The sequence below is a fragment of the Enterobacter sp. 22466 genome (assembly GCF_052044775.1).
Taxonomy (GTDB): Bacteria; Pseudomonadota; Gammaproteobacteria; order Enterobacterales; family Enterobacteriaceae; genus Enterobacter; species Enterobacter dissolvens.
The window spans coordinates 615,468-637,489 of the sequence record NZ_JBQENX010000001.1 but is presented as its reverse complement, the minus strand read 5'-3'; the positions used below and the strand labels follow the sequence as shown (position 1 = coordinate 637,489).

Here is a 22,022-nt window from a genome sequence, read left to right as displayed (position 1 = left end):
CTTACTTATACCTGATGGCCGGATTAATGGCGGCGTACAGCACATCCACCACTAAATTGATAAGAATAAATTCCAGCGAGAAGAGCAGGACTTCCGCCTGAATGACCGGATAGTCGCGCATCTCGACCGAATCCACCAGCAGGCGCCCCAGCCCCGGCCAGTTGAAGACCTTTTCCACCACGATAGAGCCACCCAGCAGGAAACCAAATTGCAGCCCCATCATGGTCACCACCGGGATCATCGCGTTGCGAAAACCGTGCTTGAGGATGACCCACTTCTCGCTCACCCCTTTCGCCCGTGCGGTGCGGATGTAGTCCTCACTCAACACGTCAACGAACGAGGCGCGGGTAAAACGTGCCATCACCGCTGAAACGGCCGCGCCCAGCGTCATGGACGGCAGGATGTAGTGCTTCCAGGTGTCGGCTCCGACGGTGGGCAACCAGCCCAGCTCCACGGAGAAAATCTGCATCAGGAGCATCCCCAGCGCAAAGGCCGGGAAAGAGATCCCGGTCACCGCCAGCGCCATGCCAAGCTTGTCCGGCCAGCGGTTGCGCCAGACGGCAGCGACAATCCCGGCGCCAAGCCCAAACACCACCGCCCAGCTCATGCTGGCTATCGTTAACCAGAACGTGGGCATAAAGCGGCTGGCAATCTCTTCCGACACCGGACGACGCGACACCATTGAGATACCAAAATCGCCCTGCAGAACGTTGCACATATAATGGAGAAACTGCATATACAGAGGCTGGTCGAGGCCCAGCTGTTTACGCACCAGCTCTATCACCGTCGCGTCCGCTTCTGGCCCTGCGATCAGCCGTGCCGGATCGCCTGGTAACATATGAACAAACAAAAACACCAGCACCGCCACAATCAGCAGCGTCGGGATAAGCCCGAGCAGGCGTTTACAAACATAATTGAGCATGAGTGTTATTTTAAATCCGCATCGTCAAAGCTAAAGCCCGTATCCGGCATGATGTAGAACCCGGTCAACGCTTTGTTATGCGCAGAAACCAGTTTTTCCACCACCAGCGGTACCCACGGCGACTCTTTCCAGATGATATCCTGAGCGTCTTTGTAGAGGCGCGCTTTCTCGTCTGGTTTCGTGGTTTTCAGCGCATCGGCAAGATCTTTGTCCACCTGCGGATTGCTGTAGAATGCCGTGTTGAACAGGGTCGGCGGCCAGTTCTGCGAGGCGAACAGCGGCGACAGCGCCCAGTCGGCCTCACCGGTAGAGGCCGACCAGCCGGTGTAGAACATCCGCACGCCGCTCTCTTTCTGGCCTTTACCTTCCACTTCAGCCGCACGCTGTCCGGCATCCATTGCGGTGACCTGCACCTTAATACCGACCTGCGCCAGCTGCTGCTGGGTGAACTGCAGCACCTTCTGCGCGGTACTGTGATTATGTGACGACCACAGCGTGGTGCTAAAGCCGTTCGGGAAGCCCGCCTCTTTTAACAGTTCACGGGCTTTCGCCGGATCGTATGGCCACGGCTGATAGCTTTGCGCATAGGCAATAGCCGGCGGCAGGACGCCGGTGGCCGGGGTGGCGAAGCCCGCGAAGGCGACTTTTACCAGCGCCTGACGGTTAATGGCGTAGTTAATGGCCTCGCGCACTTTGGGATTATCAAACGGTTTTTGCGTTACGTTCATACTGATGTAACGCTGCATAATGGACGGACTGGCCACCAGCTCCAGCTTGCTGTTCTTCTGCAGGATCGCCGCCTGCTCGTACGGGATCGGGAAGGCAAACTGCGCCTCGCCGGTTTGCAACATCGCCGCGCGGGTGTTGTTGTCCACCACCGGACGCCAGGTAATGGTGTCGAGCTTCGGCAGCCCCTGCTGCCAGTAGCCGGCGAATTTCTTCACCTTCACAAAGTCCGTCTGGTTCCAGGTAACCAGCTCATACGGGCCGGTCCCGACCGGATGGAACCCAATCTCACTGCCGTATTTTTTCAGCGCAGCAGGCGAGATCATCGCCGTCGCCGGATGCGCCAGAATATTGATAAAGGCTGAGAACGGCTCTTTGAGGGTGATTTTCACCGTTGTCGGGTCAACCACTTCAGTGCTGGCGATATTTTTATAAAGGTTGTAGCGCTTGAGGCTGTTTTGCGGGTTGCTGGCGCGATCGAGGTTGATCTTCACCGCCTCCGCGTTGAAATCGGTGCCATCCTGGAACTTCACGCCGGTTCTGAGCTTGATGGTATACACCAGCCCGTTATCCGATACGGTGTACCCTTCCGCCAGCACATTTTTCAGCTTCATCTCTCTGTCCAGGCCAAACAGCCCCTGGTAGAACGATTTGGCGACCGCCTGCGACAGCGTATCGTTGGCGTCATAGGGATCGAGGGTAGTGAAATTGGAGCCAACGGCAACCACCACATCTTTGGCAGCGAACGCGGGGGACACGGCCAGGGCTGCCGTCACGCTCGCGGCTAACAGCCATGTACGAGCAACAAATTTAACCATTGTGTTCTCCTGCCTGTTATAGGTTATAACCGCGAAAATGCATTGTCCTGACGCGGTGGGGCAACAAAATGACCGGGGCCCACCTCACGCAGCGTGACCCGCTCCATGATCTCGCCCCGTTTACGAATATTGCTCGGCATCTCATCCTGCAGCAGCACGCGCTGGCCGTGACGATGGGCGGGATCAGCAACCGGTACCGCTGCCATCAGCTTACGGGTGTACGGGTGCTGCGGGTTCTCAAACACCGCCCGCCGCGGACCAATCTCGACGATTTGCCCCAGATACATCACCGCCACACGATGGCTGATGCGTTCAACCACCGCCATGTCATGGGAAATAAAGAGGAAGGCAATCCCCATATCCCGCTGTAAGTCGAGCAATAAATTGATGATTTGCGCGCGGATAGAGACATCCAGCGCCGAGACGGACTCGTCCGCAATCACCACTTTTGGATTCAGGGCCAGCGCGCGGGCAATACAGATACGCTGTCGCTGGCCACCGGAAAACTCATGCGGGTAACGCCAGGCATGTTCCGGCTTCAGGCCCACGCGTTCCAGCAGCCACGCCACCCGACGCTGTGCGGCGTCGCCGTCGAGCAGGTTATGCACCCGCAGCGGCTCCATAATCGAATACCCCACCGTATGGCGCGGATCCAGAGAGGCATAAGGGTCCTGAAAAATAAACTGGATATCCCGCCTCACCGCCTGAAGTTTGCTGTCCGCAAGGGTATCGATCCGCTCACCGTTAAAGGTAATGGTCCCTTCCTGCGACGCCACCAGCCGGAGTAACGCGCGCCCGGTGGTGGATTTGCCGCAGCCCGACTCTCCCACCAGCGCCAGCGTTTCGCCTGGCCACAGATCAAAACTGACGTTTTCCACCGCATGGACTTCACGCTTCACACGGTTGAAAATGCCGCTGCGCAGAGGAAAACGGGTCACCAGACCCCGCACTTCCAGTATGGGCTTGCCGGGCACCACGGTGTCCTGCTCGGTTTCGTCTTCCTGACGGCCCGCCGCCTCAAGGGAAATCAGCGGGAAACGGCGCGGTAGCTCGCTGCCGTTCATCGCTCCCAGACGCGGAACCGCCGCCAGCAGCGCTTTGGTATAGGGATGCGCGGGCGCATGGAAAATCTGCTCGACCGTGCCGGTTTCTACCGCCTTGCCCTGGTGCATCACCAGCACGCGATCGGCAATATCGGCGACTACGCCCATATCGTGGGTGATAAAAATCACCCCCATCTCCATCTCCTGCTGCAGCACTTTGATAAGCTGCAGGATCTGCGCCTGGATGGTGACATCCAGCGCTGTCGTCGGTTCGTCGGCAATCAATACCGCCGGACGGCAGGAGAGCGCCATGGCAATCATTACCCGCTGACGCATCCCGCCGGAGAGCTGATGCGGATAGCGCCCGAGGATCGCCTGCGCCTCCGGAATGCGAACCAGCTCCAGCATCCGTTTGGCTTCCAGGAGCGCTTCATCGCCGCTCAGCCCTTGATGCAGACGGATGGACTCAGCAATTTGTTCCCCGACCGGGAAGACCGGGTTCAGCGAGGTCATCGGCTCCTGGAAGATCATCGCGATATCCGCCCCGCGCACGCCCTGCATCTGTGCTGCGCTCAGCTCGTTTACATCAATGACCTGACGATTGCGACGGCGCAGGAGCATCTTCTCGCTGCTGATTTGCCCGCCCGTCTGTTCCAGCAGGCGCATCAGCGCCAGTGCGGTGACCGATTTCCCGGAACCGGACTCACCCACAATCGCCAGCGTTTCGCCGCGGTTGAGCGAGAACGATAAATTCTCAACTGCGGGGATGAACTGCTGCTCTTCCTGAAACGCAATATTCAGCTGATGGACAGCCAGCACTTCGCGGTTATCCAGCTCTTCACTGTGCGGCACGCGTTGCCCCCTTATTCACGATAGATCCCGGTACTGGGTTCGTCACCAGCATAGCCCCAGGCGCGGTACATCCCTTCGCTGTTGAACGGCAGGGCCACGTTGCCTTCACGATCCACCGCGATGAGTCCACCCTCACCGCCCAGCGCGGGCAACTTTTCCATCACCACACGCTCGCAGGCCTCACTCAGGCTGAGCCCGCCGTAATCCATCAGGGCGGTAATGTCGTACGCCGCAAGGGTGCGAATAAACACTTCGCCGGTCCCAGTGCAGGAGACCGCCGCCGTGGCATTATTGGCATAGCACCCGGCGCCCGGCAACGGACTGTCGCCCACCCGCCCCGGTAACTTGTTGGTCATACCGCCGGTTGAGGTGGCCGCCGCCAGATTACCGGCTTTATCCAGTGCCACCGCGCCAACCGTGCCCATTTTGGTGGTTTCATCGAGCGGTGCAGAATGATCCAGCTGCGTCATGCCCGCCGTACGGGCTGCCAGCAGCTGCTGGTAGCGCTCGTCAGTGGAAAAAAGATCCGGTGATACCCGCTCCATCCCGTGTTCGAAGGCAAAGTTTTCCGCCCCGACGCCCGTCAGTAGCACATGAGGACTCTCCTCCATCACCCGTCGCGCCGCCAGAATCGGGTTGCGCAGATGACTCACGCCCGCCACGGCCCCTGCTTTCAGGGTGACGCCATCCATCACGCAGGCATCCAACTCGTGCGTCTCGTCACGCGTATACACGGACCCTATCCCCGCATTGAACAGCGGACACTCTTCCAGCAGACGCACCGCTTCGGTCACCACATCCAGCGCGCTTTCGCCCGCCTCCAGCATTCGCTGGCCCGTTTCAACAATGGCGTAGAGCGCATCAATGTAGCGCTTCTCCTGCTCAGGAGTGAGCTGTGCACGGGTAATAGCCCCGGCGCCGCCATGAATTGCGATTACCGCATTAACCATTTCGCCTCACCTGTCAGCCTGCATGGCGGCTTTTTCTATAAATATCATTATCGTTGATGATTCTTCAGATAATTTTTGAATATAGAAAGACGCAACTGCGATGTAAAGGGTACTCATGGTGGGTCATACAGTTAGCCGCACTTTTCTGCCATAATGAGCGCTTTCGTTGTTACTGTGCTGGAGCCCACCATGGATTTTACCGCCGGACTGATGCCGCTTGAGACGGCACTCACGCAGATGCTTGATCGACTTTCCCCGCTGCACGACGTTGAGACGCTGCCGTTAGCGCACTGCTTTGGCCGTATTGCCGCGCGCGATATTGTCTCTCCGCTTAACGTGCCGGGGTTTGATAACTCCGCGATGGACGGTTACGCGGTACGCCTGGCGGATCTCCAGACGGGTCAGGCGCTGCCTGTCGCGGGTAAAGCCTTTGCCGGTCAACCATTTGCCGGTGAATGGCCTGCGGGCACCTGCGTGCGCATCATGACCGGCGCGCCAGTCCCCGCAGGCTGCGATGCGGTGGTGATGCAGGAAGAGACCGAACAGACCGTTGACGGCGTGCGCTTTACCGCCAGCGTCAGAGCAGGCCAGAACATCCGCCGTACCGGCGAAGATATTGCTCTTGACGCAACGGTATTCGCTGCGGGGCAGAAGCTGACGGTGGGTGAACTGCCGGTACTGGCCTCGCTCGGTATCGCGGACATTGAGGTGATCCGTCAGGTGCGCGTGGCGCTCTTTTCTACCGGTGACGAACTGCAGCTTCCGGGCCAGCCGCTGCAGGACGGGCAGATTTACGACACCAACCGTCTGGCGGTACACCTGATGCTGGAGCAACTGGGGTGTGAGGTGATTAACCTTGGCATCATTCCTGATGACCCGGAAAAACTGCGCGCCGCCTTTATTGAGGCAGACAACGCGGCCGACGTGGTGATCAGCTCCGGCGGTGTTTCGGTGGGTGAAGCGGATTACACCAAAACCATCCTGGAAGAGCTGGGTGAAATCGCCTTCTGGAAGCTGGCCATCAAGCCGGGCAAACCGTTCGCTTTTGGCAAGCTTAAGCACAGCTGGTTCTGCGGCCTGCCGGGTAACCCGGTCTCTGCCGCCCTGACCTTCTACCAGCTGGTGATCCCGCTGCTGGCGAAGCTTTCGGGTAACCGTGCCAGTCCGCTGCCGGTACGCCAGCGCGTGCGTGCTGCTACGCGCCTTAAGAAATCCCCCGGTCGTCTCGATTTCCAGCGCGGTATTCTGACGCGCAACGCGGAGGGCGAGCTGGAAGTGAGCACCACCGGCCATCAGGGCTCGCACATTTTCAGCTCCTTCAGCCAGGGTAACTGCTTTATCGTGCTGGAGCGCGAGCGTGGCAATGTGGAAGCTGGCGAATGGGTTGAGGTGGAGCGCTTTAACCACCTGTTCGGAGGCTGAGATGGCGGCGGAACTGAGCGATGAAGAGATGATGCGCTATAACCGCCAGATTGTGCTGCGCGGTTTTGATTTTGATGGTCAGGAAGCACTCAAGGCGGCCAGTGTGCTGGTCGTCGGCCTGGGCGGTCTGGGCTGCGCCGCCGCGCAATACCTCGCCGCGGCGGGCGTGGGCAAGATGACGCTGCTGGACTTTGATACCGTGTCGGTGTCAAACCTGCAGCGCCAGACGCTGCACAGCGATGCGACACTTGGCCAGCCGAAGGTGGACTCTGCCCACGCAGCGTTAACGCGTATCAACCCCCACGTTCAGTTCACCCCGATTAACGCGATGCTGGATGACGAGGCGTTATACGCGCAGATCGCAAAGCACGATCTGGTGCTGGACTGTACCGATAACGTTGCCATCCGCAACCAGCTAAACGCAGGCTGTTTTACCCACAAAACGCCGCTGGTTTCTGGCGCGGCAATCCGCATGGAAGGACAGATCAGCGTCTTTACCTATGCTGAAGGCGAACCGTGCTATCGCTGTCTGAGCCGCCTGTTTGGCGAGAATGCGCTCACCTGCGTCGAGGCGGGCGTAATGGCGCCGTTAGTCGGCGTGATCGGGTCACTGCAGGCGATGGAAGCGATCAAAGTGCTGACCCGTTACGGTACGCCAGCGGCGGGGAAAATTGTGATGTATGACGCAATGACCTGCCAGTTCCGCGAGATGAAGCTGATGCGTAATCCGGGGTGTGAGGTGTGCAGCGGTTAAACCTCGTTGCGGCCTGATGCCCTCACCCCGGCCCTCTCCCCACAGGGAGAGGGAGATAACGCGTCAGAGAGCCGTCCGTCCAAACGCCCCCTGCCAGTCCTGCTCAAACTTCACGATCGCCGCATCCACCGCCGGAGAGGTAATGAACTGCTGCGCCACGTCCAGCGGCAGCGTAATGGACTCACAGCCGGCCAGCAGGCAATCCAGCGCCTGACGCGGGGTTTTGAAGCTCGCCGCCAGCACTTTTGATTGCGGAGCATGCAGCGTCAGCAACTGCTGTAATTCCACAACGGTCTGGATCCCGTCTCCGCCCTGCGCATCCACGCGGTTAACGTAAGGCGCGACATACTCTGCCCCCGCCAGCGCGGACAACATCCCCTGTGCAGCACCATATACTGCGGTCCCCAGCGTCGGGATCCCTTCTGCTTTCAGCATTTTGATCGCCGCCAGCCCTTCCGCCGTCACCGGCACTTTCACCACCAGGTCGTTAATGATGGTACGCAGCTTACGCGCATCGTCCACCATGCCTTCGGCGGTGGTGGCCATCACCTGCGCGAACAGACGGCCTTTGCCACCCAGCGCGTCGTGCAGTTCTGGCAGCAGAACCTCAAGCGGCGTTTTGCCTGCCGCCACAATGCTGGGGTTGGTGGTTACGCCCGCCAGCGGGAAGATGCGTGCGAGCTTTTTCACTGCCGCAACGTCAGAAGTGTCGAGATAAAGTTCCATGATGTCGCCCTCAATTTTAGCCTGCACTTACCCTATCACGACAAAACCTGCTCAGGAGTTGACCTGCATCAAGATAACTTTCATTCGAAAGTAATTTAATATTCATATGCAAGATGAGAGGCAAAATCATGATCTTCAATATTCAGCGTTACTCTACCCACGATGGCCCCGGGATCCGTACCGTGGTGTTCCTGAAAGGCTGCTCGCTGGGCTGTCGCTGGTGCCAGAACCCGGAAAGCCGGGCCCGCACGCGGGACGTGCTGTTTGATGCACGTCTTTGCCTGGACGGCTGCGATCTGTGCCAGCAGGCGGCACCGGGCTGTATCGAACGTGCGCTGAACGGGCTGGTCATCCACCGTGAGAAACTAGACGAACAGACGCTTAACGCCCTTACCGACTGCTGCCCGACGCAGGCGCTCACCGTGTGTGGTGAAGAACGTCAGGTGGAGGAGATCATGGCGACCGTCCTGCGCGACAAGCCGTTTTACGACCGCAGCGGCGGCGGAATCACCCTCTCCGGCGGCGAGCCGTTTATGAACCCCGATCTGGCACTGGCGCTGTTTAAAGCCAGCCATGAACAGGGTATTCATACCGCCGTCGAAACCTGCCTTCACGTGCCGTGGCACTATATCGCGCCTTCACTACCGTATATCGATCTGTTCCTCGCCGACCTGAAGCATGTGGATGCAGAGGTGTTCAAACAGTGGACGGACGGCTCGGCAAAACGCATCCTGGACAACCTGAAACGCCTGGCGGCCGCCGGGAAAAAAATCATCATCCGCGTGCCGCTGATCCCGGGCTTTAACGCCGATGAAGCCTCTGTTACCGCCATTACCAATTTCGCCGCCGACGAACTGAACGTTCGCGACATTCACTTTCTGCCGTATCACACGCTGGGCATGAACAAATACACCCTGCTCGGCCAACCCTACTCTGCCCCTGACAAACCGCTGGATAACCCTGCGCTACTGGATTTTGCACAGCAGTATGCCTGCCAGAAAGGGTTAACCGCGACCTTACGAGGATAAAACGATGACTACCCTGAATCTCAACACCCTCAGCGAGCGCATTAAAGCGCACAAAATGGCCCTGGTGCATATCGTGAAGCCGCCGGTCTGTACCGAGCGCGCGCAGCACTACACTGAAATGTACCAGCAACATATGGATAAACCGATCCCGGTGCGTCGCGCGCTGGCGCTGGCGCATCATCTCGCGCAGCGCACCATCTGGATCAAACACGATGAGCTGATCGTCGGTAACCAGGCAAGTGAAGTGCGCGCCGCGCCGATCTTCCCGGAATATACCGTCTCCTGGATTGAGAAAGAGATTGACGATCTGGCGGACCGCCCCGGCGCAGGCTTTGCGGTCAGCGAAGAGAATAAGCGCGTCCTGCATGAGATCTGCCCGTGGTGGCGCGGCCAGACGGTGCAGGATCGCTGTTACGGCATGTTCACCGACGAGCAGAAAAGCCTGCTGGAAACCGGCATTATCAAAGCCGAAGGCAACATGACCTCCGGCGACGCGCACCTGGCGGTAAACTTCCCGCTGGTGCTGGAAAAAGGGCTCGACGGCCTGCGCGCTAAAGTGGCCGAGCGCCGCTCGCGCATCAACCTGACAGTACTGGACGACCTGCACGGCGATCAGTTCCTGAAAGCGATTGATATCGTGCTGGAGGCGGCAAGTCTGCATATCGAACGTTTCGCAGCCCTGGCGCGTGAAATGGCGGCCACTGAAACCCGTGAAAACCGCCGCGACGAGCTGCTGGCGATAGCGGAAAACTGTGACGCGATTGCCCATGAACCGCCAAAAACCTTCTGGCAGGCGCTGCAGCTGTGCTACTTCATTCAGCTGATCCTGCAGATTGAGTCCAACGGCCACTCCGTGTCGTTCGCCCGTATGGACCAGTATCTCTACCCGTACTACCGTCGCGACGTAGAGCTGAACCACAGCCTCGACCGCGAGCACGCCATCGAGCTTCTGCACAGCTGCTGGCTGAAGCTGCTGGAAGTGAACAAGATCCGCTCCGGCTCGCACTCCAAAGCCTCCGCAGGCAGCCCGCTGTACCAAAACGTCACCATCGGCGGTCAGAAGCTGGTCAACGGTGAGCCAATGGACGCGGTCAACCCGCTCTCATACGCGATTCTGGAATCCTGCGGTCGTCTGCGCTCCACCCAGCCAAACCTGAGCGTGCGTTATCACGCAGGGATGAGCAACGACTTCCTCGACGCCTGCGTGCAGGTGATCCGCTGCGGCTTCGGCATGCCGGCGTTCAACAACGATGAAATCGTGATCCCGGAATTCATCAAGCTCGGCGTGGAAAAAGAAGATGCGTACGACTATGCCGCCATCGGCTGCATCGAAACCGCCGTTGGCGGCAAGTGGGGCTACCGCTGCACCGGCATGAGCTTTATCAACTTCGCCCGCGTGATGCTCGCCGCGCTGGAAGGCGGCCGCGATGCCACCAGCGGGAAAGTGTTCCTGCCGCAGGAAAAAGCGCTCTCTGCCGGTAACTTCAGCAATTTCGACGAGGTGATGACGGCCTGGGATACCCAGATCCGCTATTACACCCGTAAATCCATCGAGATTGAGTATGTCGTGGACACCATGCTGGAAGAGAACGTCCACGATATCCTCTGCTCGGCGCTGGTGGATGACTGCATCGAACGGGCGAAAAGCATCAAGCAGGGCGGCGCGAAGTATGACTGGGTCTCCGGCCTGCAGGTGGGGATTGCCAACCTCGGTAACAGCCTGGCGGCGGTGAAGAAACTGGTGTTCGAGCAGGGCGTCATCGGTCAGCAACAGCTGTCGGCGGCGCTGGCGGACGATTTCGACGGATTGACCCACGAGCAGCTGCGTCAGCGTCTTATCAACGGCGCGCCGAAGTACGGTAACGACGACGACAGTGTGGACATGCTGCTGACCCGCGCTTATCAGACCTACATTGACGAGCTGAAGCAGTATCACAACCCGCGTTACGGCCGTGGCCCCATTGGCGGTAACTACTACGCGGGCACGTCCTCCATCTCCGCAAACGTGCCGTTTGGTGCAGCGACAATGGCGACGCCGGACGGACGCAAAGCGCACACCCCGCTGGCGGAAGGCGCCAGTCCGGCCTCCGGTACCGATCACCTCGGTCCAACGGCGGTGATCGGCTCCGTGGGTAAACTGCCGACCGAAGCCATTCTTGGCGGCGTGCTGTTAAACCAGAAGCTGAACCCGTCGACGCTGGAAAACGACAGCGACCGTCAGAAGCTGATGGTGCTGCTGCGTACCTTCTTCGAGGTGCATAAAGGCTGGCATATTCAGTACAACATCGTCTCACGCGAAACGCTGCTGGACGCGAAGAAACACCCGGACCAGTATCGTGACCTCGTGGTACGCGTCGCAGGCTACTCGGCGTTCTTCACCGCCCTGTCGCCGGATGCGCAGGACGATATCATTGCGCGTACGGAGCATACGCTGTAACGAAGTATCCCCTCTCCCACCGGGAGAGGGAGAAAAGACTTAAAGCGGCAACGTCGGTTGCCGTTTTGCTTTTACTTTCGAATGAAATTAAATTTGTGCTCCCCGTCACCTTGTTATTAGAATGTTTCAAAACGCAGTGACCCAGGAGCACAGTATGACCGTTAAAGTTATCGTCACCGATATGGACGGAACTTTCCTTGATGATGCCAAGCAGTACGATCGTGACCGCTTTCAGGCACAGTTTGAGCAGCTTAAAGCCCGTAATATTGAATTTGTTGTCGCCAGCGGTAACCAGTATTACCAGCTCATCTCCTTCTTCCCGGAACTGAAAGATCAGATCTCCTTTGTGGCGGAAAACGGTGCGCTGGTCTTCGATCACGGTGAACAAATTTTCCACGGCGAGCTGACGCGTCATGAGTCGCAAATCGTTATTGGCGAACTGCTGAAAGACAAAGGGCTGAACTTTGTGGCCTGCGGTCTCGACAGCGCTTACGTCAGCGACCAGGCCCCGGAGGCGTTCGTGGCGCTGATGTCAAAGCACTATCACCGCTTAAAGCGTATCAGCGACTACCGCGACATTAACGACGTGCTGTTCAAGTTCTCCCTGAACCTGCCGGACAGCGATATCCCGAATCTGGTCGATAAACTGCATGTCTCCCTGGACGGCATTATGAAGCCGGTCACCAGCGGCTTTGGTTTTGTCGATTTGATTATCCCCGGCCTGCACAAAGCCAATGGCATCAGCCGTCTGCTGAAACGCTGGAAAGTCTCCCCGCAGGAGTGCGTGGGTATTGGCGACAGCGGCAACGACGCGGAGATGCTGAAGCTGGTGAAATACGCCTTTGCGATGGGCAACGCGGCTGAAAGCATTAAAGCGGTGAGCCGCTACAGCACCGACGACAACAACCACCAGGGCGCGCTGAACGTTATTCAGGCGGTGCTTGATCACCACTCCCCGTTCGACGCCTGATTCCCTTCCTGCCGGAGCCGCGCTCCGGCCCCCCTCACTCTTTTTCCATCCTGTGCTACCCGTCAAGTTTTTAAACTTGCATTAACCAATTTTTAACTTAAAGTATCACTTGTAGACATTTTTACTTTCGAATGAAAGATGCGAGGCAGTTATGACGTTTACCAGTGAAACTTTGCCGGCGGATCACAAAGCCGCAATCCGTGAGATGAAGCGCGAGCTACGGGCGCAAATCGGCGATGTGCAGGCGGTGTTCGATAAGCTCAGCGATACTATCGCGACCCGCGTGGCGGAAATTAACGCCCTGAAAAACAAAGGCGAGCCCGTCTGGCCGGTGATCCCGTTTGCGGATGTGAAAAATGGCACCATTAGCGATGCTCAGCGCGAGGCGATCAAACGCCGGGGTTGCGCGGTGATCAAAGGTCATTTTCCGCGCGAGCAGGCGCTGGCATGGGATCAATCGATGCTCGACTACCTCGCTCTCAACCAGTTTGATGAAGTCTATAAAGGGCCCGGCGATAACTTCTTTGGTACCTTAACGGCGTCTCGCCCGGAGATTTACCCTATCTACTGGTCACAGGCGCAAATGCAGGCGCGCCAGAGTGAAGAGATGGCGCAGGTGCAGTCGTTTCTGAACCGTCTGTGGACATTCGAGAGCAACGGCAAACAGTGGTTCGACCCGGACGTCAGCGTGATTTACCCGGATCGCATCCGCCGCCGTCCGCCGGGAACCACCTCGAAAGGGCTGGGCGCGCATACCGACTCCGGCGCGCTGGAGCGCTGGCTGCTTCCGGCTTATCAACAGGTCTTCGCCCGCGTCTTTGACGGCAACGTCGATAAGTACGATCCGTGGAACGCCGCGCACCGTACCGAAGTGGAAGAGTACACCGTGGATAACACCACCAAATGTTCGGTGTTCCGCACCTTCCAGGGCTGGACGGCGCTGTCGGACATGATCCCGGGCCAGGGGCTGCTGCACGTGGTGCCAATCCCGGAAGCGATGGCTTATATTCTGCTGCGTCCATTGCTGGATGACGTGCCGGAGGACGAACTGTGCGGCGTCGCGCCGGGGCGCGTTCTGCCGGTGTCAGAGAAATGGCACCCGCTGCTTATCGAAGCGCTCACCAGCATTCCGGCGCTGGAGGCGGGTGATTCGGTGTGGTGGCACTGCGATGTGATCCACTCCGTCGCGCCGGTTGAGGATCAGCAGGGCTGGGGCAACGTGATGTACATTCCTGCCGCGCCAATGTGTGAGAAGAACCTCGCCTACGCGAAGAAGGTGAAAGCGGCGCTGGAAACCGGGGCATCACCGGGTGATTTCCCACGCGAGGATTATGAAAAAACCTGGCAGGATCGCTTTACCGTGGCCGATCTCAATATCCACGGCAAGCGTGCGCTGGGCATGGCTTAACTGTCGTACAGCCCTTCCCGCTCAACGGCGGTGCGTCGTTTGCCCTGACGTATCCGCCGGACCGATTCCCGCACGGTCAGGGTGCCGTTAAGCAACAATGTTCCCACCGGCGCCTCCGGGCGCATCAGCCGCTGCTGGAGCATATGCACCGCTTCGGTGCCCAGCTCATCGCGTGGAACATGCACCGCGGTTAACGGTACATCCTGAATCGCCGCCAGATTAAAGCCGTCAATGCTCATCACCGAAATATCCTGCGGTACGCGCAACCCCTGTTTTTGCAGGGCGCTGATGGTGCCCGCCGCCATAAAGTCGCCCCCCACCAGAAACGCGGTAGGCAAATCTTTTCCCTGCATGTGGATCAGCCAGTCGGTGACCAGTTGCTCCGTTTCGCGTGCGCTGAAGCTCGGCGCCACCAGCAAATCGCGTTTATCGTTGAACGTCAGATTGTGTGACTGCCACGCATCGCGGATCCCGGCGAGGCGCAGCTCCATGGTGTAACGCCGCAGGCAAAGCACGTTCATCACCTCACGGTGCCCCATTTCAAACAGATAGTCCGCCGCCCGCTCGCCAATGGCCCGATGGTCCGGCGCGACGGCAGGCAGGCGCATATGCCGGTCGCGGCAGTTAATCAGCATGCAGGGTTTACCGACATCCACCGCCAGGTCGTGGATATGCGGATCGTCGATGCCGAGGAGGATGGCGGCCTGGGTGTCCGGCTCGTTCATTCGCGCCAGAAACAGCTGGGCGTCGCTGTCGTTCTCCTCCAGCGCGCAGTAGCGCAGACGCACATCGTACGAGGCCAGGCCTTTGCTCACGCTCTGGATCACACGGTAGTAAAAGATGTCAGACCGCTCGTCAAAGGCGCGCTGTGGGGCGAACACAACGAGACTGTTGAGCAGCAAACGGCCCGCAGCCATTCCGTCCAGCACCCCCAGCTCGCGCGCGCATGCCAGCACCTTCGCACGTGCTTTTTCACTGGTGTTCGCCTTCCCGGCCAGGACCCGCGAAACGGTGCTGATGGAGAGCTGGGTCCGGGCGGCGATTTCGGTGATTTTTAGCCTTTTGTCCATTTTGTGATCTGGCTCCATTTGCGAAATGACAAAATTTTCATAGCGTGCATATCAGGCAATAGCTGATGTCAAAGCCATGATGCCAAATGATGATGTTCAGTTATGAGAAATTTTGCACAAAATCCACTATTGCCCACTCATTTTCTCCCTTAAGGTGAACTTGTCACACAACTTCCATACTAGTTGTATAGCAACTTAAGCATTCTAAACGGATAGAAATCAAAGGCATAACAAACTGTGTGACACCTGAACCTCCGTCCCCTTACCGTCCGTCTTGTGGAGAGTAAAATGAGTCAGGACATTAATAACACCGTTGCGGCAAGCAAAACCCGTCGCGTCATTAAAAACCTGCGCTGGTATGTGCTGGTGCTGTTCTTACTTGGCGTCACCGTTAACTACATCACCCGAAACTCACTTGGGATCCTCGCCCCGGAACTGAAAGAGAGCCTCGGGATCACCACCGAGCAGTACTCCTGGATCGTCGGGGCATTCCAGATCGCCTACACCATTTTCCAGCCCCTGTGCGGCTGGCTGATCGACGTGATCGGTCTGAAGATTGGCTTTATGGTCTGCGCCGGGATTTGGGCGCTGATGTGTATCTTCCACGCGGGTGCCGGAAGCTGGCTGCACCTGGCGATCCTGCGCTTCTTTATGGGCGCCTCTGAAGCCGCCGCCACGCCCGCAAACGCCAAAACCATTGGTGAATGGTTCCCGAAATCGGAACGTCCTGTGGCCGCCGGCTGGGCCGGCGTGGGCTTCTCCATCGGCGCGATGCTGGCCCCGCCTATCATTTACTTTGCTCACGCCTCGTTCGGTTGGCAGGGCGCGTTTATGTTTACCGGCGTGCTGGCGCTGCTGTGGGTGATCCTGTGGTGGGCGTTCTACCACAACCCGGAGCAGCACCCGAACCTGAGCAAGGACGAACTGGCGTTTATCAAGCAGGATAACGAGCCGCCTGCGGTAAAGCTGCCCTTCCTGACCGCGCTGAAAACCGTCTCAAAAAATAAACGCTTCTACGGTATCGCCATCCCGGCCTTTATGGCGGAACCGGCCTGGGCGGTACTGAGTTTCTGGGTGCCGCTGTATCTCGCCAAGGAGCACGGCATGGACCTGAAGCAGATCGCGATGTTTGCCTGGCTGCCGTTCCTGGCCGCCGATCTCGGCAGCGTGGCGAGCGGTTACCTCACCCGTCTGTATACCCGCCTGTTTGGCTGCTCCCGCGTCAACTCCGTGGTGGCAAGCTCCGTCACCGGCGCGTTCCTGATGATCTCTCTGGCGGTGGTCGCCATTACCCGCGACCCATACATCACCATCGTGCTGATCTCCATCGGCGGTTTCGGGCATCAGATCATCTCCTGCATGCTCAGCGCCCTGGTGGTGGAGTCGTTCGATAAAGGCCAGATGGCGACCGTTAACGGTATGCGCGGCTCGGCGGCGTGGATCGCCAGCTTCCTGTTCTCGCTGTTGATTGGTGTGACCGCCGACAAAATCGGCTTCAACCCGCTCTTTATTGCCATGGGTTTCTTTGACCTGATTGGCGCTGTTTTCCTGGTGGCATTTATTGCTGAACGTCGCGCCAAGCGCGCCTGATAGTGGATGTATTGCATATGAAAACCCTGAAAAACTGGACCGTCGATAAGCAGTCGGCCAACCATCTGGAACTGCTGGTGGATAACCAGCACCGCCTGTGCCTGTATGTGCTGGAAGAGAACCTGTTCCGCGTACTGATCAAACGTAAAGGTGAGCTGGCGCTGGACCGCACCTGGAGCATCGCCCCGGAAGAAGATGTACCGTGGGAAGGCCGTCGTCGCGACGATCTGAGCGGCTTCACCTGCCCTGCCTGGACGCTAAGCCAGCAGGATGAGGGGCTGACAATTGCCACCGAACAGCTGCGTGTGACCGTTCATCAGCCGCTGTGGCTGGAGTGGCATTATCGCAATGACGCCGGTGAATGGCAGCCGCTGGTCAATGACCGCCCGACCAGTGCCTATCTGTTGAACGCTCACGGTGACGGGGTGGCGCACTACCTGAGCCGTCGCAAGGACGAGCGTTTTTACGGCCTGGGTGAGAAAGCGGGCGACCTGCAGCGCAACGGTAAGCGCTTCGAGATGCGCAACCTCGACGCCATGGGCTACAACGCGGCCAGCACCGACCCGCTGTACAAACACATCCCGTTTACCCTTACCCGCCGCGATGATGTGAGTTACGGCCTGTTCTACGACAACCTGAGCAGTTGCTGGCTGGATCTGGGCAACGAGATTGATAACTACCACACCGCCTATCGTCGCTGGCAGGCGGAAGCGGGTGATATCGATTATTACCTCTTTACCGGCAAACGGGTGCTGGACGTCACCAAAGCCTTTGTGCGCCTGACCGGGAAAACGCTGTTCGGGCCAAAGTGGAGCCTGGGCTACAGCGGGTCGACCATGCACTACACCGACGCGCCGGACGCGCAGAACCAGCTGATGAACTTTATTCGCCTGTGCGAAGAGCATGCGATCCCGTGCGACTCGTTCCAGCTCTCGTCGGGTTATACCTCGATCAACGGCAAGCGCTACGTCTTTAACTGGAACTACGACAAAGTGCCGCAACCGAAGGTAATGACCCAGTCATTCCACGACGCGGGGCTGCGGCTGGCGGCGAACATCAAGCCGTGCCTGCTGCAGGACCACCCGCGCTACAGCGAAGTGGCGGAAAACGGCCTGTTCATTCGTGATTCAGAAACCGACGCACCAGAACGCTCCAGCTTCTGGGATGACGAAGGTTCCCACCTCGACTTTACCAACCCGCAGACGGTGAAATGGTGGCAGGAAGGGGTCACCACGCAGCTGCTGGAGATGGGGATCGACTCCACCTGGAACGATAACAATGAGTACGAAGTGTGGGACGGCGAAGCGCGCTGCCATGGTTTTGGCAAGGAGATCGCCATTAAACACATCCGCCCGGTGATGCCGCTGCTGATGATGCGCGCCTCGCTGGAAGCGCAGCAGCGGTTTGCCCCGGAAAAGCGCCCGTATCTGATCTCCCGTTCCGGCTGCGCCGGGATGCAACGTTACGTTCAGACCTGGAGCGGCGATAACCGCACCAACTGGGAAACCCTGCGCTATAACATCCGCATGGGGCTGGGTATGAGCCTGTCCGGGCTGTTTAACGTTGGTCATGACGTGGGCGGTTTTTCTGGCGACAAACCCGACGCCGAGCTGTTTGTCCGCTGGGTGCAGAACGGCGTGATGCACCCGCGCTTTACCATTCACTCCTGGAATGACGATCACACGGTAAACGAGCCGTGGATGTATCCGGGCGTCACCCCCGCTATTCGCGGTGCCATTGAGCTGCGCTATCGTCTGCTGCCGTATCTCTACACCCTGCTCTGGCAGGCACATGCTGACGACGAACCGATGCTGCGCCCAACCTTCCTCGACCACGAACACGATGCGCAGACCTTTGAAGAGTGCGACGAGTTCCTGCTGGGCCGTGACCTGCTGGTGGCAAGCGTGGTGGAGGCCGGACAGCGCGAGCGCCGTCTCTGGCTGCCGGATAACGAAACCGGCTGGTACGATTTTTACACCCACGCGTGGTACGCGGGCGGGCAGTGGATCGCTCTGGATGCGCCGCTGGAAAAACTGCCGCTGCTGGTGCGCGCCGGGGCCGGTCTGCCGCTCAGCGAACGCATCACTCACGTCAGCGCGGAAAAAGACGACACCCGCGAGCTGAAGCTGTTCCCGGTCAAAGGCGTGGGCACCAGCAGTGGTCTGCTGTTTGAAGATGACGGTGAAAGCTGGGGCTATCAGAACGGCAATGCGCTGTGGGTGGAGTGGGTAATGGTGTGCGATGGGGCGACCATCAACCTGAAGGTCAATGCGCGCGGGGATTATCGTCCGGCGTGGAAAGCACTGAAGGTGTCATTACCGGCGGGGGAAAAACGTACGCTGCGGGTGAATGGTGTTGAAGGGAGTGAGTGGGTGGTGTAGTGCGGCCTGATGCCCTCACCCTCTCCCACCGGGAGAGGGAATAAAAGCACTACATCTTTCCCTAAGTATTTCGCGCTGCAGGAAGGCGGCAAACCAGTGAATCCCCCGGGAGCTTACATAAGTAAGTGACCGGGGTGAACAGGTGAAGCCAACGCATCTGCAGCGTGAAAGACGACGGGAAATTAGCTTTCGATACCTTTACTGCGCAGATAATCTTCATAGTTACCGGTGAAGTCCACCACGCGCTCTGGCGTAATTTCAATCACGCGGGTCGCCAGCGAGCTGACGAACTCACGGTCGTGAGAAACGAAGATCAGGGTGCCCTGATACATCTCCAGCGCCATGTTCAGCGATTCGATAGATTCCATATCCAGGTGGTTGGTGGGTTCGTCCATCACCAGAATGTTCGGTTTTTCCATCATCAGCTTGCCGAACAGCATACGGCCCTTCTCTCCACCGGAGAGCACTTTGGCAGGCTTCTTGATGTCGTCCTGGCTGAACAGCAGACGCCCCAGAATACTGCGCACCGCCTGCTCATCGTCCCCTTCCTGCTTCCACTGGCTCATCCAGTCGAAGACGGTCAGGTCGTTTTCAAATTCATACTCGTGATCCTGCGCGTAATAACCAATTTGCGCGTTTTCGGACCATTTCACGCTCCCGTTGTCCGGCTGCAGTTCGCCGACCAGGGTTTTCAGCATGGTGGATTTACCCACGCCGTTGGCACCCAGAATGGCGATCTTCTCGCCCACTTCCAGCAGCAGGTTGAAGTTCTTAAACAGCGGGCCTTCATCAAAACCTTTGGTAAGGGCTTCCACTTCCAGCGCGTTACGGAACAGTTTCTTGTCCTGCTCGAAACGGATGAATGGGTTCTGACGGCTTGAAGCTTTAACCTCTTCCAGCTTGATTTTGTCAATCTGGCGGGCACGCGATGTTGCCTGACGGGATTTAGAGGCGTTGGCGCTAAAGCGGCTGACGAAGGACTGCAGGTCCGCAATCTGCGCTTTCTTCTTGGCGTTATCCGCCAGCAGACGTTCACGCGCCTGGGTGGCCGCCGTCATGTATTCGTCGTAGTTGCCCGGGTAAACGCGCAGCTCACCGTAGTCCAGATCCGCCATGTGCGTACAGACCATGTTCAGGAAGTGACGGTCGTGCGAGATGATGATCATGGTGCTGTCACGGTCGTTGAGCGTCTGCTCCAGCCAGCGGATGGTGTCGATGTCCAGGTTGTTCGTCGGTTCATCGAGCAGCAGAATGTCCGGGTTAGAGAACAGCGCCTGCGCCAGCAGCACACGCAGCTTCCAGCCAGGTGCCACTTCGCTCATCGGGCCGTAATGCTGTTCGACCGGAATGCCCACGCCCAGCAGCAGCTCGCCCGCACGCGCTTCTGCAGAGTAACCGTCCATTTCGCCGTATTGCGTCTCCAGATCGGCCACTTTATAGCCATCTTCTTCGCTCATTTCGGCCAGCGCGTAAATACGATCGCGCTCCTGCTTCACTTCCCACAGCTCCGCGTGCCCCATGATCACGGTGTCGAGCACGGTGAACTCTTCGAAGGCGAACTGATCCTGACGCAGCTTACCGATACGCTCGTTAGGGTCGAGCGACACGTTGCCGAGCGTCGGCTCCAGGTCACCGCCGAGGATCTTCATAAAGGTGGATTTACCGCTACCGTTGGCACCAATCAGGCCGTAACGGTTGCCGCCGCCAAATTTGACGGAAATGTTTTCGAACAGCGGCTTACTGCCAAACTGCATAGTGACGTTGCTGGTAACTAACACGGGGAGATTCCTGCGAAAAGTGTGATAAACACGGCATTATGCCACAATTCCGAATTGAGATCCCGTGTTGCGACGCTCCGCTAAACTTTAACAAAATCGAAAAAAATGTGATTTCGTACACATCTGAATTCCCTGTTAGCGGGAATGCACATATAATGCGCTCCCATCACAGATTCAGACTTATCAACTCACGCCTGAATGGCTTAGATACCTCGCACAACATGAACATGAAATTAACAACGCTTTTTGCGGCGGCGTTAGCCGTAGTAGGTTTTTGCAAAACCGCTTCTGCGGTGACTTATCCGCTGCCGACAGACGGTAGCCGTCTGGTGGGTCAAAACCAGGTGGTGACGGTGCCTGAGGGTAACACTCAGCCGCTGGAGTATTTCGCAGCACAGTACCAGCTGGGCCTGTCTAACATGCTGGAAGCGAACCCGGGCGTTGACCCGTATCTGCCAAAAGCGGGTACCGTTCTCAACATCCCTCAGCAGCTGATCCTGCCGGATACCGTTCATGAAGGTATCGTGATCAACAGCGCGGAGATGCGTCTCTATTACTATCCGAAAGGCACCAACACGGTAATCGTGCTGCCAATCGGTATCGGTCAGTTGGGTAAAGATACCCCGCTGAACTGGACCACCAAAGTTGAACGTAAGAAAGCAGGCCCAACCTGGACCCCAACGGCGAAAATGCACGCGGAATACATCGCGGCAGGTGAACCGCTGCCGGCCGTGGTTCCGGCAGGCCCGGATAACCCAATGGGTCTGTACGCCCTGTACATCGGCCGCCTGTACGCCATCCACGGTACCAACGCTAACTTCGGTATCGGCCTGCGCGTCAGCCACGGCTGCGTGCGTCTGCGTAACGACGACATCAAATTCCTGTTCGAAAACGTGCCGGTCGGTACCCGCGTCCAGTTCATCAACGAACCGGTTAAAGCGACCTCTGAGCCAGACGGCAGCCGTTACATTGAAGTGCACAACCCGCTGTCCACCAGCGAAGATCAGATCAACAATAACGAAATCGTGCCGATCACCCTGAACAGCGCGGTGCAGTCCGTGACCTCTCAGCCGGACGTGGAAACGACTATCGTTGACCAGGCTGTGCAGAACCGTTCCGGTATGCCGGTGCGTCTGAACTAATCGCG

The 22,022-nt window shown here is 58.2% G+C and carries 15 protein-coding genes and 1 pseudogene; 9 read left to right on the top strand and 7 right to left on the bottom strand.

The window, feature by feature from the left end:
• Position 1: 1 nt before the first annotated feature.
• From gsiC to iaaA, 4 genes and pseudogenes are all read right to left on the bottom strand, one after another.
• Entirely contained in the window at positions 2-922 is a 921-nt protein-coding gene (gene gsiC / locus ACTJJI_RS03020) for a glutathione ABC transporter permease GsiC (RefSeq protein WP_063425750.1), read from the bottom strand.
• A 5-nt stretch (positions 923-927) separates the two neighbouring features.
• Entirely contained in the window at positions 928-2,466 is a 1,539-nt protein-coding gene (gene gsiB / locus ACTJJI_RS03015) for a glutathione ABC transporter substrate-binding protein GsiB (protein ID WP_046888109.1), read from the bottom strand.
• 23 nt (positions 2,467-2,489) lie between these two features.
• On the bottom strand, positions 2,490-4,361 hold the full coding sequence (gene gsiA / locus ACTJJI_RS03010) for a glutathione ABC transporter ATP-binding protein GsiA (protein WP_440653540.1): 1,872 nt from the start codon (positions 4,359-4,361) through the stop codon (positions 2,490-2,492).
• Positions 4,348-5,311: pseudogene (gene iaaA, locus ACTJJI_RS03005) on the bottom strand (beta-aspartyl-peptidase). The gene gsiA and the pseudogene iaaA overlap by 14 nt, the downstream one beginning before the upstream one ends.
• Positions 5,312-5,500: 189 nt before the next feature.
• Here iaaA and moeA point away from each other — a divergent pair.
• Positions 5,501-6,733 (top strand): molybdopterin molybdotransferase MoeA, encoded by a 1,233-nt coding sequence (moeA, locus tag ACTJJI_RS03000; RefSeq protein ID WP_440652986.1) that lies wholly within the window; start codon positions 5,501-5,503, stop codon positions 6,731-6,733.
• Position 6,734: 1 nt separating this feature from the next.
• On the top strand, positions 6,735-7,487 hold the full coding sequence (gene moeB, locus ACTJJI_RS02995) for a molybdopterin-synthase adenylyltransferase MoeB (RefSeq protein WP_248041753.1): 753 nt from the start codon (positions 6,735-6,737) through the stop codon (positions 7,485-7,487).
• 63 nt (positions 7,488-7,550) lie between these two features.
• On the opposite strand, the gene fsa is transcribed toward moeB, so the two are convergent.
• Positions 7,551-8,213 carry a fructose-6-phosphate aldolase gene (gene fsa / locus ACTJJI_RS02990; protein WP_153908386.1) on the bottom strand — a complete coding sequence of 221 codons (663 nt, stop codon included), beginning with the start codon at positions 8,211-8,213 and terminating at the stop codon, positions 7,551-7,553.
• Between the two features lie 128 nt (positions 8,214-8,341).
• On the opposite strand from fsa, the gene ACTJJI_RS02985 reads away from it, so the two are divergent.
• The 4 genes from ACTJJI_RS02985 to ACTJJI_RS02970 all read left to right on the top strand — a co-directional run bounded on the left by ACTJJI_RS02985 (position 8,342) and on the right by ACTJJI_RS02970 (position 14,056).
• A complete protein-coding gene (locus ACTJJI_RS02985) occupies positions 8,342-9,241 on the top strand; it encodes a glycyl-radical enzyme activating protein (RefSeq protein ID WP_040020702.1) in 900 nt (299 codons plus the stop codon).
• Positions 9,242-9,245: 4 nt separating this feature from the next.
• Complete coding sequence (locus ACTJJI_RS02980) at positions 9,246-11,678, top strand: formate C-acetyltransferase/glycerol dehydratase family glycyl radical enzyme (protein WP_440652983.1); 2,433 nt, start codon at positions 9,246-9,248, stop codon at positions 11,676-11,678.
• A 154-nt stretch (positions 11,679-11,832) separates the two neighbouring features.
• Positions 11,833-12,648: a Cof-type HAD-IIB family hydrolase gene (locus tag ACTJJI_RS02975; protein WP_014831196.1), complete on the top strand. Its 816-nt coding sequence runs from the start codon at positions 11,833-11,835 to the stop codon at positions 12,646-12,648.
• Between the two features lie 151 nt (positions 12,649-12,799).
• Positions 12,800-14,056 carry a DUF1479 domain-containing protein gene (locus tag ACTJJI_RS02970; RefSeq protein ID WP_440652981.1) on the top strand — a complete coding sequence of 419 codons (1,257 nt, stop codon included), beginning with the start codon at positions 12,800-12,802 and terminating at the stop codon, positions 14,054-14,056.
• Here the strand turns inward: ACTJJI_RS02970 and ACTJJI_RS02965 are convergent.
• Positions 14,053-15,126, bottom strand: a complete 1,074-nt coding sequence (locus ACTJJI_RS02965; protein ID WP_046888102.1) for a LacI family DNA-binding transcriptional regulator — start codon at positions 15,124-15,126, stop codon at positions 14,053-14,055. The genes ACTJJI_RS02970 and ACTJJI_RS02965 overlap by 4 nt on opposite strands.
• A 288-nt stretch (positions 15,127-15,414) precedes the next feature.
• Here ACTJJI_RS02965 and ACTJJI_RS02960 point away from each other — a divergent pair, with 288 nt between their 5' ends.
• Together ACTJJI_RS02960 and ACTJJI_RS02955 are read left to right on the top strand one after the other, a co-directional pair.
• Positions 15,415-16,716 carry an MFS transporter gene (locus ACTJJI_RS02960; protein ID WP_014831193.1) on the top strand — a complete coding sequence of 434 codons (1,302 nt, stop codon included), beginning with the start codon at positions 15,415-15,417 and terminating at the stop codon, positions 16,714-16,716.
• Positions 16,717-16,733: 17 nt separating this feature from the next.
• Positions 16,734-19,097 carry a TIM-barrel domain-containing protein gene (locus tag ACTJJI_RS02955; protein ID WP_440652978.1) on the top strand — a complete coding sequence of 788 codons (2,364 nt, stop codon included), beginning with the start codon at positions 16,734-16,736 and terminating at the stop codon, positions 19,095-19,097.
• Between the two features lie 182 nt (positions 19,098-19,279).
• Here ACTJJI_RS02955 and ACTJJI_RS02950 read toward each other — a convergent pair whose 3' ends face one another.
• On the bottom strand, positions 19,280-20,875 hold the full coding sequence (locus ACTJJI_RS02950; RefSeq protein WP_014831191.1) for an ABC-F family ATPase: 1,596 nt from the start codon (positions 20,873-20,875) through the stop codon (positions 19,280-19,282).
• A 221-nt stretch (positions 20,876-21,096) separates the two neighbouring features.
• On the opposite strand from ACTJJI_RS02950, the gene ldtB reads away from it, so the two are divergent.
• A complete protein-coding gene (gene ldtB, locus ACTJJI_RS02945) occupies positions 21,097-22,017 on the top strand; it encodes a L,D-transpeptidase (protein ID WP_014831190.1) in 921 nt (306 codons plus the stop codon).
• Positions 22,018-22,022: the final 5 nt, after the last annotated feature.